Origin of the sequence: Demequina mangrovi, from assembly GCF_000759715.1 — a bacterium.
GTDB lineage: Bacteria > Actinomycetota > Actinomycetes > Actinomycetales > Demequinaceae > Demequina > Demequina mangrovi.
Genome location: NZ_BBLU01000009.1, coordinates 24283 through 39393, shown reverse-complemented (window position 1 = coordinate 39393; position 15111 = coordinate 24283). Strand labels below are relative to the sequence as shown.

Sequence of the window (15111 nt, the reverse complement as noted above, 5' to 3'; positions counted from 1 at the left end):
GTCCCCGGCGTCCCGCGGCTCCGGCGCGATCCACCGCACCGCGGCGCGCGCCGCATCGTCCCCATGCCCGCCCCGACCCTGGCTCCAGCCGCACCGTGCGGTGCCAGGGAGGAGAGCATGAACGAGCTGACCATCACCGTCGCCGGCTGGGTCGCCACCGACGTCCGGCTGTTCCAGGGCCAGGGGGACCTCGCGATCGCGTCGTTCCGCCTGGCCTCGACGCCGCGCTTCTACGACCGCGAGAGGTCGGTCTGGGTCGACGGCGTCACCGAGTGGTTCACCGTCCGCGCCTTCCGTGGCGCCGCGATCACCGTGAAGCGGTCCATCGAGAAGGGCATGCCGGTGGTGGTCACCGGCCGGATGAGGACGAGCACCTGGGAGGCGAAGGACGGGACACGCGTCGACCATGTCATCGACGCGTCCGCGCTGGGGCCCGACTGCATGCGCGGCGTCGCGACCTTCACCCGGGCGACCGGGGACGCGTCGCTGACCGCGGAGGACATGAGCGCCGCCGCCGGAGCGATCGCCGCGTCGCACACCGGGGCGGACGAGGAGCCGCCCGCCGACGATCTCGAGCCCGCGTTCGACGCGGCGGAGGACCCCGTGGGCGACGACGAGGCGATGGCGCCGCTCGCCTGAACCCGGGGCGACGCCGGACGAGGCGGCGGGAGCGTGCGCGCTCGCGCCCGCCGCCGCATCGTCCTCCCGTAGGCTAGGGGGCGGCATCCGGGCGCCCGCGCGCCCGCACAGTTCTATTGACGGAGCAGCAGTGGCAGAGTTCATCTACACCATGCAGAAGGCGCGCAAGGCGCACGGCGACAAGGTCATCCTCGACGACGTCACCATGGCCTTCTACCCGGGCGCGAAGATCGGCGTGGTCGGTCCCAACGGCGCAGGTAAGTCCACGATCCTCAAGATCATGGCGGGCATCGAGCAGCCGTCGAACGGCGAGGCGCGCCTCACCCCCGGCTACAGCGTCGGCATCCTCATGCAGGAGCCCCCGCTGAACGAGGAGAAGGACGTCATCGGCAACGTCCGCGAGGGCGTAGGCGAGATCTACACCAAGCTTGAGCGCTTCAACGCGATCTCCGAGGAGATGGCGAACCCCGACGCCGACTACGACACCCTGCTCGCGGAGATGGGCACGCTCCAGGAGGAGCTCGACCACGCGAACGCGTGGGACCTCGACGCTCAGCTCGAGCAGGCGATGGACGCGCTGCGCTGCCCGCCGCCGGACGCCGACGTCACCGTCCTCTCCGGCGGTGAGCGCCGCCGCGTGGCGCTGTGCAAGCTGCTGCTGGAGAAGCCCGACCTGCTGCTCCTCGACGAGCCCACCAACCACCTCGACGCCGAGTCCGTGCTGTGGCTCGAGCAGCACCTCGCCAAGTACCCCGGCGCCGTGCTCGCCGTCACGCACGACCGTTACTTCCTCGACCATGTCGCGGAGTGGATCTGCGAGGTCGACCGCGGCCGCCTGTACCCGTACGAGGGCAACTACTCGACCTACCTCGAGAAGAAGCAGGAGCGCCTGCAGGTCCAGGGCAAGAAGGACGCCAAGCTGGCCAAGCGCCTCAAGGACGAGCTCGAGTGGGTCCGCCAGAACCCCAAGGGCCGCCAGGCGAAGTCCAAGGCCCGCCTCAACCGCTACGAGGAGATGGCGGCCGAGGCGGAGCGGACCCGGAAGCTCGACTTCGAGGAGATCCAGATCCCGCCGGGCCCGCGCCTGGGCTCCGTGGTCATCGAGGCGAAGAACCTCAAGAAGGGCTTCGGCGACCGCACGCTGATCGACGGGCTGTCGTTCTCGCTGCCGCGCAACGGCATCGTCGGCGTCATCGGCCCCAACGGCGTCGGCAAGACCACGCTCTTCAAGACCATCGTGGGCCTCGAGCCGCTCGACGGCGGCGAGCTCAAGGTCGGCGAGACCGTGGACGTGTCCTACGTGGACCAGAGCCGCGGCGGCATCGACCCCGACAAGTCGCTGTGGGAGGTCGTCTCCGACGGCCTGGACTACATCAACGTCGGCAAGGTGGAGATGCCCTCGCGCGCCTACGTGAGCGCGTTCGGCTTCAAGGGCCACGACCAGCAGAAGGCCGCCGGCATCCTCTCGGGCGGTGAGCGCAACCGTCTCAACCTCGCGCTCACGCTCAAGGAGGGCGGCAACGTCCTGCTGCTCGACGAGCCGACCAACGACCTCGACGTCGAGACCCTCGGCTCGCTCGAGAACGCGCTGCTCGAGTTCCCCGGCTGCGCCGTGGTGGTCTCGCACGATCGCTGGTTCCTCGACCGCGTCGCGACGCACATCCTCGCGTACGAGGGCACCGAGGAGGACCCGGCCAAATGGTTCTGGTTCGAGGGCAACTTCGAGTCCTACGAGGCCAACAAGGTCGAGCGCCTCGGCGCCGAGGCGGCCCGCCCGCACCGCGTGACGTACCGCAAGCTCACGCGCGACTGATCCGTATCGAGAGCCCCCTGGTGCAGCGCACCAGGGGGCTCTCGCGTGTCCGCCCGGCCGTGGTGCCGCTCCGCCGGAACAGTGAATAGCAGGTATATCATTCCCTCGGGATCCACGACGCAGGAGGGGGCGAGCGTGCGAGCATCCGTGAAGGTCGCGGTCGTGGCGGCGGCAGCGGGCCTGCTCGCGTGGCCGTGGATCAACGCTGGGCTCCACGAACGCGCGCACGGTCAGGTGCTCGACGCTCTCGTGATCCCCGACGATTGGACGCTCACGAGCGAGCTGTCCCGCAACGCCTGGTCGTGTCTCGACCCCTTCGGCGGATTCAGCGGGATCCCGTGCGACTACACCAGGCGCGCGTACGACGTGGACGTGCTGCCGGCGGACCCGGCCGACCTCGAGCTCATCGCCGGCGCCGAGTGGGACATGCACGAGAGAGCGGTGTGGGACGACGCGGTGCCTCGGCGCTGCGACGGCGAGGGGGAGGAGACCCGGTCGGGTCAGGTGATGTGCGTCGCACACACGGTCATCCGAGGCCTCGATGTGACCGTCAGACTCCGAGCCGATGCCGCGGTGAACGGCTACGTCACCAGCGGAGAAGCCACGCTCCATGTCGGAGGTGGCCCCTGATCTGGTGAGCCCGCGCGTGCTCAGCCGACGCGCTGCACCAGCTGCACCGGGTGCCCGTCGGGGTCGTTGACGAACGCCACGCGCAGCACGTCGCGGAACGCATGCGGCTCGCGCCGAGGCGCCCCGCCGGCCTCGACGGCGTGCGCGTAGGCGCCTTCAACATCGCCCGTCCAGAGGGTGAGGCATGCGCGGTCGCCCTCGGTCACGGGGGACAGGCCGTGGCTCTCCGCGGCGGGTCCGGGCAGCGCCAGCCCGAGCGTGAAGCCGCCGAGCGCCATCTCGATCTTGACCGGCGCATCGTCCCCGCTGCGGAAGGTCTCGGCGAACCCCAGCGCGCGGTAGAACGATGCGGCGCGCTCGCAGTCGGCGACGAAGAGGATCACCTGCGGCTCGGAGAACTCCATCCCGTCAGGCTAGGCGCGCCCGCGCGCTAGCGTGAGGCCCATGACACGCATCCACGTGCCGATCACGCTGCGGTGGTCGGACCTCGACGCCTACGGCCACGTCAACAACGCGGAGATGCTCCGCCTGCTCGAGGAGGCGCGGATCCGCGTCTTCTGGGCGGACCGCTCCGCGGCGGAGGGCCACGAGGTGCCGCACACCGCGCTCATCGCGGGCGGACCCGACGCCGAGACGCTCACGCTCATCGCGGCGCAGCAGATCGAGTACCTCGCGCCCATCCCGTACCTGCGGCGCCCGCTCGACGTGCAGCTGTGGATCGGCCGGCTCGGGGGCGCGAGCCTCGAGATCTGCTACGAGGTGCGCTCGCCGCAGGGCGATCCGGAGCAGGTGCTCTACGCGAAGGCCTCGACCACGCTCGTGCTCATCGACAACGCGACGCAGCAGCCGCGCCGGCTCACCGACGCCGAGCGAGAGGTCTGGAGCGCGCATCTGGACGAGCCGGTGGCGTTCCGCAAGCGCTGAACGACCGCGGATGCCCCACAGCGTGCGCCGAGCCTGAGAAAGCGACGAGGAACGCCCCATTCGGGGAGGGCGTGCGGGTTTCGCGAGCCGGGGGCGGGCGCCGCGAACCGGGGCCGGGAGCCGGGAGTCGGGGCGGGCCGCAGGGGAGGAGCGCGGGAACGCGGCAGCGCCGGCCGCTCCCGAGGGGGCGACCGGCGCTGCGGTGAGGACGGGTGTTACGCGGTGAGCGAGTCGACCCACTCCTGGTTCGCGGCGACCCACTCGGACACGATGTCCGCGTAGTCGGCCGAGTCCGCGCCGTTGAGCTGGTTCTCGAGGTCGTACAGGTGGTCGGCGTCCATGGTGAACGCGCCCATCCACTCGGCGACCTCGGGGAAGTCCTCGCCCAGGCCGGTGCGGCCGTAGGTCACGATGCTCTCGGCCTCGCCGAGCGTGCCCTCGGGGTCCTCGAGGTTCTTGAGGTCGTACGCGCCGTAGGCCCAGTGGGGCTCCCACAGCGTGACGATGATGTTCTCGCCGTTCGAGGTGGCGGTGTCGAGCTCCGAGAGCATCGCCGGGGTCGACGAGGTGAGGAACTCCATGTCGTCGAGGCCGTAGGTCGGGATGACCGCGTCCTGGACGGTCGCGGTGAGGCCCGCGCCGGGCTCGATGCCGACGATGCGGCCGCCGAACTCGTCGGCGTTGTCCGCGAGGTCCGCGAGCGAGTCGATCGGGGCGTCGGCGTTGACCGCGACGGTGAGGGCGGCGGAGTCGAACCAGGCGCCGAGCTCCTCCATGTCGTCACCGAACTCCTCGATGTACGAGGCGTGGGTGAGGGGCAGCCAGACGTCGGTCACGACGTCGTAGTCGCCGTCCGCGACGCCCTGGAAGACGACGGCCGGGTCGGCGTACTCGAGCTCGACGTTGTAGCCCTTGCCCTCGAGGATGTTCTCCCACAGGAGCGAGGTCGCGAGCGACTCGTCCCAGCCGTTGAACACGGCGAGGGTGAGGTCGCCACCGGCGGTCTCGGTGCCCGAGGTCGCCTCCTCGGTGGTCTCGGCGTCCGCCGAGCAGCCGGCGAGGACGAGGCCACCCGCGGCGGCCATGGCGAAGGGCGCGAAGGCGCGAAGCTTCATGATGTGTTTCCTTTCTCAGCGAGGGGTGTCTCCCCCCGCAGCGAGCAGCACCGGTCGCCCATCGGTCGGGGCGGGGTGCACGCGGCTCCCTCAGAAGCCGCGAGGTCTAGGGCATCGCCAGGGGACGATGCGGTGGGTGGTTCAGGCGCCGGCCGTGACGGGTACGTCTGCGGAGGTGGCGTCCTCCGCGTCGAAGCGTGCCTGGGCGGCGGCCTCGGCACGTGCCTTGCGGCCCTTGGACCACTGCGAGTACAGGCCCATGCCCTTCCCGAACGACGCGGTGAAGCGGTCGAGCAGGATCGCGAGGACCACCACGGACAGTCCGGCCTCGAACCCGAGGCCCACGTTGAGCGCCGAGATCGACTGCATGACGTCCTGGCCGAGGCCGGGCGCGCCGACCATCGCCGCGATGACGACCATCGACAGCGACAGCATGATGACCTGGTTGACGCCCGCCATGATCGACGGCATCGCGAGCGGGAGCTGGATCTGGCGCAGGATGCGGCGCGGGTGCGCGCCGAAGGCCTGGCCCGCCTCCACGACCTCCTTGTCCACGCCGCGGATGCCCAGCTCGGTGAGGCGGACGCCCGGAGCGATCGCGAAGATGAACGTGGCGATGACGGCGGGCGCGACGCCGATGCGCAGCAGCGCGAGCGCGGGCGGCAGGTAGACGAAGGCGGGCAGCGTCTGGAGGAAGTCCAGGATCGGCTTGATCACCTTCGAGACGGTGTCGTTGCGCGCGGCCCAGATGCCGAGGGGCACCGCCACCGCGATCGCGAGGAAGGCCGCGACCAGGACGAGCGAGAGCGACGCGATGGCGTTGTCCCACTGGCCCACGGAGATGATGAACGCGAGACCAAGGACCGCGCCGACCGCGAACCGCCAGCCGCGCGCGAGCAACGCGCCGACGGCGACCAGGACGATGACGATCCACGGGGTGGGCGTGGAGAAGAGCCACAGCACCGCGTCGAACATCCCGAGGAACAGCGCGCGCATGCCCTCGAAGAACCACCCGAAGGCGGCGTCGACCCAGTCGAAGAAGTACTCGATCCAGTCGCCGATAGGAAGACGGAACTCCATCAGACAGCCTCCTTCGGCTCGGGGGCGCCGGCTCCGACGGCGGCCTCCAGGACCTCGTCGACCACCTCGGTGGGCATCGGGTCCGGTCGCGGCGCCGCCTGGACGGCGGCCTCGGGCTCGCCGCCGAGCGCGGCGAGCAGCGTGACGCGGGGGATGACGCCCACGAGGCGGTCGCGCTCGTCGAGCACGCCGAGGGGGAGCGACGCCTCGAGCGACGGGATGAACAGGTCGGCGAGCGCGGTGTCCTTCGACACGGCGCCGTGGTCCGACCGGATGACGGACGCGAGGTCGCGCTCGCCGCGGCGGACCAGCTCGAAGACGTCGCGGTCGCTGACCCAGCCGGCGATGCTGCGGTTCTTGTTCACCACGTACGCGCCGGCGAGCTGCTCGTCGCGCATCGTCGTGAGCGCGGCGCGCGGGCCGGCGCCGACGTGGACGACGGCACGCGGCTTGCGCATGACCGACTCCGCGGTGAGCACCTTGGTGCGGTCGACGTCCTGAACGAACTGCTCGACGTAGTCGTTCGCGGGGTTGGTGAGGATGTCCTCGGGCGAGCCGATCTGGACGATGCGGCCGTCACGCATGACGGCGATGCGGTCGCCGATGTACATGGCCTCGTTGAGGTCGTGCGTGATGAAGATGATGGTCTTGCCTAGCTCCGCCTGGAGCTCGAGCAGCTGGTCCTGCATCTCGCGACGGATCAGCGGGTCGAGCGCGGAGAAGGCCTCGTCCATGAGCAGCACGTCGGTGTCGGCCGCGAGGGCGCGGGCGAGACCCACGCGCTGCTGCATGCCGCCCGAGAGCTCGGAAGGGTGCTTCTCCTCCCAGCCCTTGAGGCCCACGATCTCGGTGACCTTGCGGGCACGGGCGATCCGCTCCTCGCGCTCGACGCCCTGGATCTCGAGGCCGTAGGCCACGTTGTCGAGGACGGTGCGGTGGGGCAGCAGCGCGAAGTGCTGGAACACCATCGAGACGCGCTTCTTGCGGATCTCGCGCAGGCGCTTGGGTGCGATGCCGGTGATGCGCTCGCCGCCCACGTCGACGGTGCCGGCGGTGGCGTCGTGGAGGCCGTTGAGCATGCGGATGAGGGTCGACTTGCCCGATCCGGACAGGCCCATCACCACGAAGATCTCGCCGCGCTGCACCTCGAACGAGGCGTCGATGACGGCGGCCGTGGTGCCGGCGGCGAGCTCATCGCGCGGCGTCCCCTTGTGCAGCGCGATCACCGCCTCGTCGGCGTGGCGGCCGAAGACCTTGTACAGGCCTTCGGCGCGCAGGGCGATCGTGTCGTCGTTCATGTGGTCCTTCAGCTCCTGAATAGGTGCGCAAGGGCCTCGGCTAGCGAGGGGACTCGCAGCCGTCGGACGGCAATCACGGGCCCGCCGGGCAGCGTCCGTGGGACGCCGCTACTAACACTCCGATGCGACTGGCGGGGACTGCTGCATCAGGAGGCCTTTGGCTGGTCATTGACGCCGGCTTGGGAGTTTCTCGCCAAGCGCAGCGGCCCCAGGACCGTAACAACCGGGACCTGTGGCCTGTCCACCTGAGACGGGCTTCGTTACACAATCGAAATAATTGCGGACATGCAAAGGACGATGCGCGCCCGGCGCATCGTCCCTGGCAGAAGGCCCTTCAGGGGAGGTGGATCATGCCCTCCTGGGCCGCGGACGCGACGAGGCGGCCGTCCTCGGAGAAGATCCACGTGCCGGTCAGACCGCGGCCGCCCTGTGCCGTGGGCGAGTCCTGGACGAAGAGCAGCCACTCGTCGGCGCGCGCCGGCCGGTGCCACCACATCGCGTGGTCGAGGCTCGCGAAGGAGATGTCGGGCGTCACCCACGACGCGCCGTGGCGGCGCAGCAGGGGCTCGAGCATCACCTGGTCGGAGCCGAACGCGAGGAACGCGCGGTGGAGCAGGTCGGAGCCCTCGATCGGCTGGCGCAGGCGCATCCACGCCGTCTGGTACTGCTTGGGCCGCTTGTCCGGTCCCAGGAACAGCGAGCCCTCGACGTGGCGCACGTCGAAGGGCGCCTCGGTGAGCCAGAAGTCCGCCGACGGGTGTCCCTGGAACGGCGCGAGCACCTCGATGCCCGAGGTCACGGTCTCGGGCCCGGGCACCTCCGGCATCGTCACGGCGTGCTCGGGGCCCTCCTGCTCGATCTGGAAGGACGCGATCATCGACAGGATCGGGCGCCCGTTCTGCAGCGCGTGCGTGCGTCGCGCGGAGAACGAGCGGCCGTCGCGGAGGATCTCCACCTCGAACTGGATGGGCTGCGACGCGTCTCCGGCGCGCAGGAAGTACCCGTGGAGCGAGTGCGCGAAGCGGTCCTCGGGCACCGTGGCGCCCGCGGCGAGGAGCGCCTGGGCGAGCACCTGGCCGCCGAAGACGCGCCCGCCGGGCATCGGCATCGAGTCGCCCTCGAAGCTCGTCTCGCCGTCACGGCGCAGCGTCAGCGCGGCAAGCCCGGCGGCGACGGCGGACTCCGCCCACACATCCTCGGTCACGGACATCAGCTCTCCTCGGTCGGTTCGAACGTGTTGACCATCGAGTGCGCGGCGCGCTCGAGGTAGTCCATCAGGGTCACCGCGTGGAGCGGCGACAGGTTCTGGCGCGCGACGGCCTCGCGCATGCAGGCGATCCACCGGTCACGGGCGTCGGGGTTGACCTTGAACGGCACGTGGCGCATGCGCAGGCGCGGGTGGCCGCGCTGCTCGGAGTACGTGGTGGGTCCGCCCCAGTACTGCTCGAGGAACAGGGTGAGGCGCTCGACGGCGCCGTCCATGTCGTCCTCCGGGTACATCGGCCGGAGCACCGGGTCCGCGGCGACGCCCTCGTAGAAGGTGCGGACGATGGCGGAGAACGTCGCGTGGCCGCCCACCGCGTCGAAGAAGGACTGCCCCTCCGCCTGCGCGGGAGCCGCGCCGACGCTCATGCCGGGGGTCGCGGGGGACGAGGCGCTCACTCGTCGTCCCCGTCGGGGTCGTTGCGCGGGGGCAGGGGCCGGCCGTGCTCGTCGACCGGCTGGTCGTGCTCGGTCCGCGGGGAGTCGTGGAGGCTTCGCTTGCCGCGGTCGGTGTCGACCACCATGGCCTCGCCGGGCACCGCGAGCTCGATGCCGCGCTCGGCGAAGATGCGACGCATCTCGAGACGGACCTCCCGCTGCACGTCCCACTGCGTCGCCGGGTTGACCTGCACCAGGAGCCGGAGCATCACCGCGTTGTACTCCAGCGACTCGACTCCCGCGACCTCGGCGTCCCCGAGGATCGCCGAGGCGACCTTGCGGTGGCCGTCGCGCGCGGACTGGACCGCGTCGATCATCGCCTGGCGGGCGGCCTCGACGTCGGTGTCGTACGCGAACCGCACCTCGATGAGCGCGCGCGACCACATGCGGGTCATGTTGCCCACGCGCGTGATCTCGCCGTTGGGGACGTACCAGACGGTGCCGTCGAGCGAGCGCAGCCGCGTGCACCGCAGGCCCACCTCCTCGACCGAGCCCGTCGCCTCGCCCAGGTTGACCACGTCGCCGACGCCGTACTGGTCCTCGAGGAGCATGAAGACGCCGCTCAGGACGTCCTTGACGAGGGACTGCGCGCCGAAGCCGAGCGCAACGCCGACGACACCGGCGGAGGCCATGAGCGGGCCGATCGGGACGCCGATCATCGACATGACGGTCGTGACGCCCACGGTGATGAGGACCACCGCGAGCGTCGAGTTGAGCACCCTGCCGATGGTGTTCGCGCGCTGTCGGCGGCGCTCCGCCTCGAGCCGCAGCTCCATGGTCGGCGGATCCGCGATCGGGATCTTCGCCTTCTTGAGCGCCCGCCGCGTGCGGGAGTCGCTCAGCGGCGCGCCGCGCTCGATGCCGAGCGTGATGCCGCGGATGACCGCACGGCCCACGAACCACACGATGATTAGCAGGAGGATCGCGAGCCCGAGGCCGATGAACTGGCCGCTCGTGTCGCTGGTGAGGTCCTCCCAGAGGTTCTGGACCTCGCTGGCGGGACCCTCGAGGGTCGGAGACGGAGATGGCTCGGTGGAGACGCTCAGCATTGGACCAATGTAACCAGCGCGCGGCGCTCGACCTATACACCCTCGCATCTGGCAGGATTGCAATGTGATCGATGCGCCCGAGGTCGAGCGCGAGGCTCCGTCCGACGCCCTCGTCGCGCTGGCACGCGCGTGCAAGGTCTCGGTGGAGTACTACGCCATCGACGGAACCCAGGTCCAGTGCTCAGCCGCGGCGATCCGTGCCGCCCTCACCGCGATGGGGCTCGACGCCTCCTCGGACCCCGCGTGCGAACGCTCGCTTGCGGCCCTCGAGGACCAGGAGTGGCTGCGGCTCGTGCCGCCGGTGACCGTCGTGGTCGAGGGCGAGACGCGCGAGCTGCCCGTGCACGTGATCGACGGGGAGCCGGCCGAGGTCGCCCTGCGCCTCGAGTCCGGCGAGGTGCGCGACATGGAGCAGCTCGACAGGTGGGTGCCCCCGCGCGACGTGGGAGCCCAGACGTTCGGGCGCGCGACCTTCGAGGTCCCCGGCGACCTGCCGCTCGGCTGGCACCTGGTCGAGGCGGAGACCACGGGTCGCAGGGCGCGCGGCTACGTGGTCGTCACGCCGGCCCAGGTGACCGTGCCCTCCGAGGTGCGCGAGCATCGTCCCTGGGGGCTCACCGTGCAGCTGTACTCGCTGCGCTCGGAGCGCTCGTGGGGGATCGGCGACCTGTCCGACCTCGCGGACCTGTGCGCGCTGGGCAAGGCGCGCGGCGAGGCCGACTTCGTCCTCATCAACCCCCTGCACGCGACCGAGCCCGTCCCGCCGATCACCAACTCCCCGTACCTGCCGACGTCGAAGCGGTACATGTCTCCGCTGTACATCCGCGTCGAGGACATCGCCGAGGTCGCGTACCTCCCGTCGCAGCAGCGCGCCCTCCTCGCGTGGGAGGCCGAGCGCCCGCAGCGCACCAACGACACGGACGAGCAGCTCGACCGCAACGCGATCTGGCGGCTCAAGTCGGCAGCGCTCGAGGAGGTGTTCCGCGCGCCGCGCTCCGCGGGTCGCGAGGCGCTGTTCGAGCAGTTCTGCATCCGCGAGGGCTCCGCGCTCGAGGACTTCGCGACCTGGTGCGCGATCGCCGAGGCGCACAGGGGCCTGCCGTGGCCCGCTGAGCTCGAGTCCCCGACGTCGCCCGCCGTCGCCGCGTGGCGCGACGAGCACGCCGATCGCGTGCTGTACCACGCATGGCTCCAGTGGATCTGCGAGGAGCAGCTCGCGAGCGCGCAGGCCACCGCCGACCGCGCGGGCATGAGCATCGGCGTGATGATCGACCTCGCGGTGGGCGTCCACCCCGAGGGGGCCGACGCGTGGTCGTACCAGCGCGTGCTCGCGCAGGGCATGTCGATGGGCGCGCCGCCGGACTTCTACAACGCGCTCGGTCAGAGCTGGTCGATCCCGCCGTGGCAGCCGCGCGCGCTCGAGGCCGCCGCGTACCTGCCGTTCCGCGACATGGTGCGTGCCGCGGTGCGCAACGCAGGCGCGCTGCGCATCGACCACGTGCTCGGGATGTTCCGCCAGTGGTGGGTCCCCGAGGGCCACACGCCGGTCGACGGCGCGTACGTCTACGTCGACCACGAGGCGCTCATCGGCATCATCGCGCTCGAGGCCGAGCGCGCGGGGGCCATCGTCATCGGCGAGGACCTCGGCACCGTCGAGCCGTGGGTGCGCGAGTACCTGCACGGCCGCGGCATCCTCGGCACCTCGATCGCGTGGTTCGAGCGTCACGACGACGGCGCGCCGCGCGTGCCCGAGGACTACCGCGCCGACACGCTCGCGGCGGTCACCACGCACGACCTCCCGCCCACCGGCGCGTACCTCGCGGGCGAGCACGTCCGGCTCCGCGACGAGTTGGGGATGCTCGGCGAGGGCAGCGTCGAGGACGCGCAGGCGGAGGCGGAGCGCGAGCGTCAGGCCTTCATCGACATCATGCTCGAGCGCGGCTGGATCCTCGGGGACTACAACGAGGAGGACCTCATCGCGGGGCTGCACCGCTGGGTGCTGTCGAGCCCGGCGATGCTCACCGGCGTCGCGATCACCGATGCGGTCGGGGAGAGGCGCGCGCAGAACATGCCGGGCACGGACACCGAGTACCCCAACTGGTGCATGCCCATCACGGATGGCAACGGAGTGCCCGTCCTGCTCGACGACCTGTTCGAGCACCCCCGCGTGCGGCGCCTGTTCCGCGCGATCAAGTCCTCGCGCGGCTGACGCGGGACGATGCGGCTCGCGCCGCATCGTCCATCCGCCCGTTAGGCGACCGCCGCCATGCGGCTGACCGCCTGGGCCACCTGCGCCCGGCGCACGTGGTCGATGCCCTCGAGCACCACCTTGCGCAGCGGGCTCGGCGCGTCCGCGTTGTCCTCGAGCCAGGCCTCGAGCCGGTCGACCAGCCCGTCGACCCGGCCGGTGAGGTTGACGGGCAGCACCACCCGCGCGACGCGCACGCCGACGAAGCCCGCGTTCGCGTCGTAGTACGCGCGCATCGTGCCCAGCAGGTCGTCGACGAGCGGCGCCAGGAGGCCCGGGTCGACCGCGCGGGCGAGCCCGGCCGCCATCTCGAACTGCACGGCGTTGACGGCGGGGCCGTCCGCGGGGCGCGCGAGCGCGTCCCACGCCGCCTGCTTGGCCTCCTCCGTCGCGATCGCGGCGCGCACGCCCGCGGCACGGCGCTGGCCGGCGGCGCTCACGTCGAGCGAGGCGTAGTGATCGACCTCCTCCAGGCCGATGCCTCCGGCCGCGGCCAGGCCGCCGAGGAGGTCCCACGTGAGGTCCGAGTCGACCTCGAGGCCGGGGACCTCGGCGTCGCCCTCGACGAGCGCGCGCAGCCGCAGCCCCTGCTCGGTGGTCGACGCGAGCTGCGCGTAGCCCTTGAGCAGCTGGAGCTGGATGTCGGAGCCGGGCGCCGCCGCGCCCACCGCGCTCCAGAGCCGCTCGGCCGCGGCCTCGGTCACGGCGGCGACGTGCTCCGGTGCGAGGTAGCGGCGCAGCGCCGTGACCATGAGCGCGATGTGCGACTCGGCGGTCGCGGAGTTGAGCAGGCGCGGAGCCAGGCTGAGGACCGCGTCGATGTAGCGCTGCGCCGGCAGCGAGCCGTCGCGCGTCATGTGCCACAGCGCGTCCAGGACGATGGCCTGCGTCATCGCGTCGTCGATGCCCTCGATGCGCGCCTCGAGGCTCGCGAGCGTGACGTCGTCGAGGTGCAGCTTCGCGTACGTGAGGTCGCCGTCGTTGACCAGCAGCACGTCCGGTCGGGCCTTGCCCGCAGCGTCGGGGACCTCGGTGAGCTCGCCGTCGAGCGTGGTCGGCACGGTCCAGTCGCGCGAGAGCGCGCCGTCGCTCAGGGAGTAGCCCGACACCTCGACGCGGTGGGGACGATGCACGGGGAGCTCCGCCGGCACGTCCTCGGCGATCGCGAGACGGGTGAGCGCGCCGTCGTCGTCCGTCGCGAGGATGGGCCGCAGCGTGGTGACGCCGGGGGTCTCGAGCCAGACCTCGGCCCAGGCGTCGAGCGGGCGGGCCGCCGCGGCCTCGACCTCCGCGAGGAACTCGGCGAGCGTCGCGTTGCCGTGACGGTAACGGTCGAGGTAGGTGGCGACGCCGCCGAAGAACGCGTCCTCGCCCACGAACTGCGCGAGCTGCTTGAGCGCCGAGGCGCCCTTGGCGTACGTGATCATGTCGAAGGCGGACACCGTCGCCTCGGTGTCGGGCACCTCGGTGACGATCGCGTGCGTGGTCGGGAGCTGGTCCTGGACGTAGGCGACGGACTTGCGGTTCGCCGCGAACGTCACCCAGGCGTCCTTCCACTCGGAGACCTCGGCGGCGGCCCACGTGCCGATGAACTCGGCGAAGGACTCGTTGAGCCACAGGTCGTCCCACCACTTCATGGTGACGAGGTTGCCGAACCACATGTGCGCGAGCTCGTGCAGCACCACGACGGTGCGGAACTCGAGCTCCGCGGCGGTCGGGCGCCCGCGGAACAGCATGCGGTCCTCGGAGATGGTGACGCAGCCGATGTTCTCCATGGCGCCGAGGTTGTACTGCGGCACGTAGATCTGGTCGTACTTCTCGAACGGGTACGGGGCCTGGAACACGCGCTCGTAGAGCTCGAGGCCGGCCTGCGTGTCGGCGAGCACCTGGTCGCCGTCGAAGTGCTGCTCGAGGGACGGGCGGCCGTAGACGCGCGCAGGGATCTCGCCGTTCGTGCCGTGCAGCGCGCCCTCGTGGTACGCGTACGGCCCGGCCACGACCGCGGCGCCGTAGCTGGGGATCGGGACGGTCGGGCCGAACTCCCAGCGCGCGACGCCGTGCTCGACGCCGGCGATCGTGACGGTGCCCTCGACGGCCTCGGGCTCGGGGGTGGGGGAGTTCGAGATGACGGCCCAGTGGTCGGGCACGGTCACCGTGAAGGAGAACTCGCCCTTGAGGTCGGGCTGGTCGAAGCACGCGAAGGCGGCGCGCGTGTCGTTGGCCGCGAACTGGCTGTAGAGGTAGACCTCGCCGTCCGCGGGGTCGACGAAGCGGTGGATGCCCTGCCCGTCGTTGCGGTAGCCGAAGTCGCCGACGACCCGCAGCGTGTTGTGCTCCTGGAGGTCGTCGAGCGGGACGCGGCCGTCGACGTAGCGCGTGGGGTCGACCGGCTCGCCGTTGAGCTCGATCATCGCGAGCGTCGCCCACGCCGCCTCGATGAAGGTGGACCCGCCCGGGACCGCGTCGAACTCGACGGTGGTGTCGGACCGGAACGAGGGCCCGGCGGCGGTGAAGTCGAGGCCCACGCGGTAGCGCACGTTCGAGACGGTGTCGAAGCGCTCGGCCGCCTCCTGCTTGGTGAGGTTCATGCCTGGCATGAGACAAGTCTGGCAGG

Annotated in this window: 13 protein-coding genes; 5 read left to right on the top strand and 8 right to left on the bottom strand. The window is 71.2% G+C overall.

Annotated features, from left to right (window positions below; genetic code table 11):
• Positions 1-117 precede the first annotated feature (117 nt).
• The 3 genes from TR42_RS09570 (at position 118) to TR42_RS09560 (ending at position 3082) form a co-directional block, all read left to right on the top strand.
• Positions 118-639, top strand: a complete 522-nt coding sequence (locus TR42_RS09570; RefSeq protein WP_042215289.1) for a single-stranded DNA-binding protein — start codon at positions 118-120, stop codon at positions 637-639.
• Between the two features lie 130 nt (positions 640-769).
• Positions 770-2452, top strand: coding sequence for an energy-dependent translational throttle protein EttA (ettA, locus tag TR42_RS09565; RefSeq protein WP_042215288.1), 1683 nt, complete (start codon positions 770-772; stop codon positions 2450-2452).
• A 135-nt stretch (positions 2453-2587) separates the two neighbouring features.
• On the top strand, positions 2588-3082 hold the full coding sequence (locus tag TR42_RS09560; RefSeq protein ID WP_143059027.1) for a hypothetical protein: 495 nt from the start codon (positions 2588-2590) through the stop codon (positions 3080-3082).
• 20 nt (positions 3083-3102) lie between these two features.
• Here TR42_RS09560 and TR42_RS14330 read toward each other — a convergent pair whose 3' ends face one another.
• The gene (locus TR42_RS14330; RefSeq protein WP_052405902.1) at positions 3103-3486 is read right to left on the bottom strand and encodes a VOC family protein; all 384 of its coding nucleotides are present in this window, start codon (positions 3484-3486) and stop codon (positions 3103-3105) included.
• A gap of 40 nt (positions 3487-3526) precedes the next feature.
• Here TR42_RS14330 and TR42_RS09550 point away from each other — a divergent pair, with 40 nt between their 5' ends.
• Complete coding sequence (locus TR42_RS09550; protein ID WP_042215284.1) at positions 3527-4006, top strand: acyl-CoA thioesterase; 480 nt, start codon at positions 3527-3529, stop codon at positions 4004-4006.
• Positions 4007-4221: 215 nt separating this feature from the next.
• On the opposite strand, the gene TR42_RS09545 is transcribed toward TR42_RS09550, so the two are convergent.
• The 6 genes from TR42_RS09545 to TR42_RS09520 form a co-directional block, all read right to left on the bottom strand.
• Positions 4222-5121, bottom strand: coding sequence for a glycine betaine ABC transporter substrate-binding protein (locus TR42_RS09545; protein ID WP_042215283.1), 900 nt, complete (start codon positions 5119-5121; stop codon positions 4222-4224).
• A 141-nt stretch (positions 5122-5262) separates the two neighbouring features.
• A complete protein-coding gene (locus tag TR42_RS09540) occupies positions 5263-6201 on the bottom strand; it encodes an ABC transporter permease (RefSeq protein WP_052405900.1) in 939 nt (312 codons plus the stop codon).
• Positions 6201-7499, bottom strand: coding sequence for a quaternary amine ABC transporter ATP-binding protein (locus TR42_RS09535; RefSeq protein ID WP_042215281.1), 1299 nt, complete (start codon positions 7497-7499; stop codon positions 6201-6203). The genes TR42_RS09540 and TR42_RS09535 overlap by 1 nt, the downstream gene beginning before the upstream one ends.
• A 334-nt stretch (positions 7500-7833) precedes the next feature.
• On the bottom strand, positions 7834-8709 hold the full coding sequence (locus tag TR42_RS09530) for an acyl-CoA thioesterase (protein ID WP_042215279.1): 876 nt from the start codon (positions 8707-8709) through the stop codon (positions 7834-7836).
• A complete protein-coding gene (locus tag TR42_RS09525) occupies positions 8709-9131 on the bottom strand; it encodes a globin (protein WP_042215276.1) in 423 nt (140 codons plus the stop codon). Before TR42_RS09525 ends, TR42_RS09530 begins: the two co-directional genes overlap by 1 nt.
• A gap of 26 nt (positions 9132-9157) precedes the next feature.
• Positions 9158-10249, bottom strand: coding sequence for a mechanosensitive ion channel family protein (locus tag TR42_RS09520; protein WP_052405898.1), 1092 nt, complete (start codon positions 10247-10249; stop codon positions 9158-9160).
• 64 nt (positions 10250-10313) lie between these two features.
• Here TR42_RS09520 and malQ point away from each other — a divergent pair, with 64 nt between their 5' ends.
• On the top strand, positions 10314-12458 hold the full coding sequence (malQ, locus tag TR42_RS09515; RefSeq protein ID WP_042215274.1) for a 4-alpha-glucanotransferase: 2145 nt from the start codon (positions 10314-10316) through the stop codon (positions 12456-12458).
• 41 nt (positions 12459-12499) lie between these two features.
• Here malQ and pepN read toward each other — a convergent pair whose 3' ends face one another.
• Positions 12500-15094, bottom strand: a complete 2595-nt coding sequence (gene pepN / locus TR42_RS09510; RefSeq protein WP_042215273.1) for an aminopeptidase N — start codon at positions 15092-15094, stop codon at positions 12500-12502.
• Positions 15095-15111 lie beyond the last annotated feature (17 nt).

Excerpts from the sequence above, each read along its gene's own strand:
- TR42_RS09530 (WP_042215279.1), bottom strand. The coding sequence starts at position 8,709 with ATGTCCGTGACCGAGGATGTGTGGGCGGAGTCCGCCGTCGCCGCCGGG.
- TR42_RS09535 (WP_042215281.1), bottom strand. The coding sequence starts at position 7,499 with ATGAACGACGACACGATCGCCCTGCGCGCCGAAGGCCTGTACAAGGTC.
- TR42_RS09540 (WP_052405900.1), bottom strand. The coding sequence starts at position 6,201 with ATGGAGTTCCGTCTTCCTATCGGCGACTGGATCGAGTACTTCTTCGAC.
- TR42_RS09525 (WP_042215276.1), bottom strand. The coding sequence starts at position 9,131 with ATGAGCGTCGGCGCGGCTCCCGCGCAGGCGGAGGGGCAGTCCTTCTTC.
- TR42_RS14330 (WP_052405902.1), bottom strand. The coding sequence starts at position 3,486 with ATGGAGTTCTCCGAGCCGCAGGTGATCCTCTTCGTCGCCGACTGCGAG.
- TR42_RS09550 (WP_042215284.1), top strand. The coding sequence starts at position 3,527 with ATGACACGCATCCACGTGCCGATCACGCTGCGGTGGTCGGACCTCGAC.
- pepN (WP_042215273.1), bottom strand. The coding sequence starts at position 15,094 with ATGCCAGGCATGAACCTCACCAAGCAGGAGGCGGCCGAGCGCTTCGAC.
- TR42_RS09545 (WP_042215283.1), bottom strand. The coding sequence starts at position 5,121 with ATGAAGCTTCGCGCCTTCGCGCCCTTCGCCATGGCCGCCGCGGGTGGC.
- TR42_RS09520 (WP_052405898.1), bottom strand. The coding sequence starts at position 10,249 with ATGCTGAGCGTCTCCACCGAGCCATCTCCGTCTCCGACCCTCGAGGGT.
- TR42_RS09570 (WP_042215289.1), top strand. The coding sequence starts at position 118 with ATGAACGAGCTGACCATCACCGTCGCCGGCTGGGTCGCCACCGACGTC.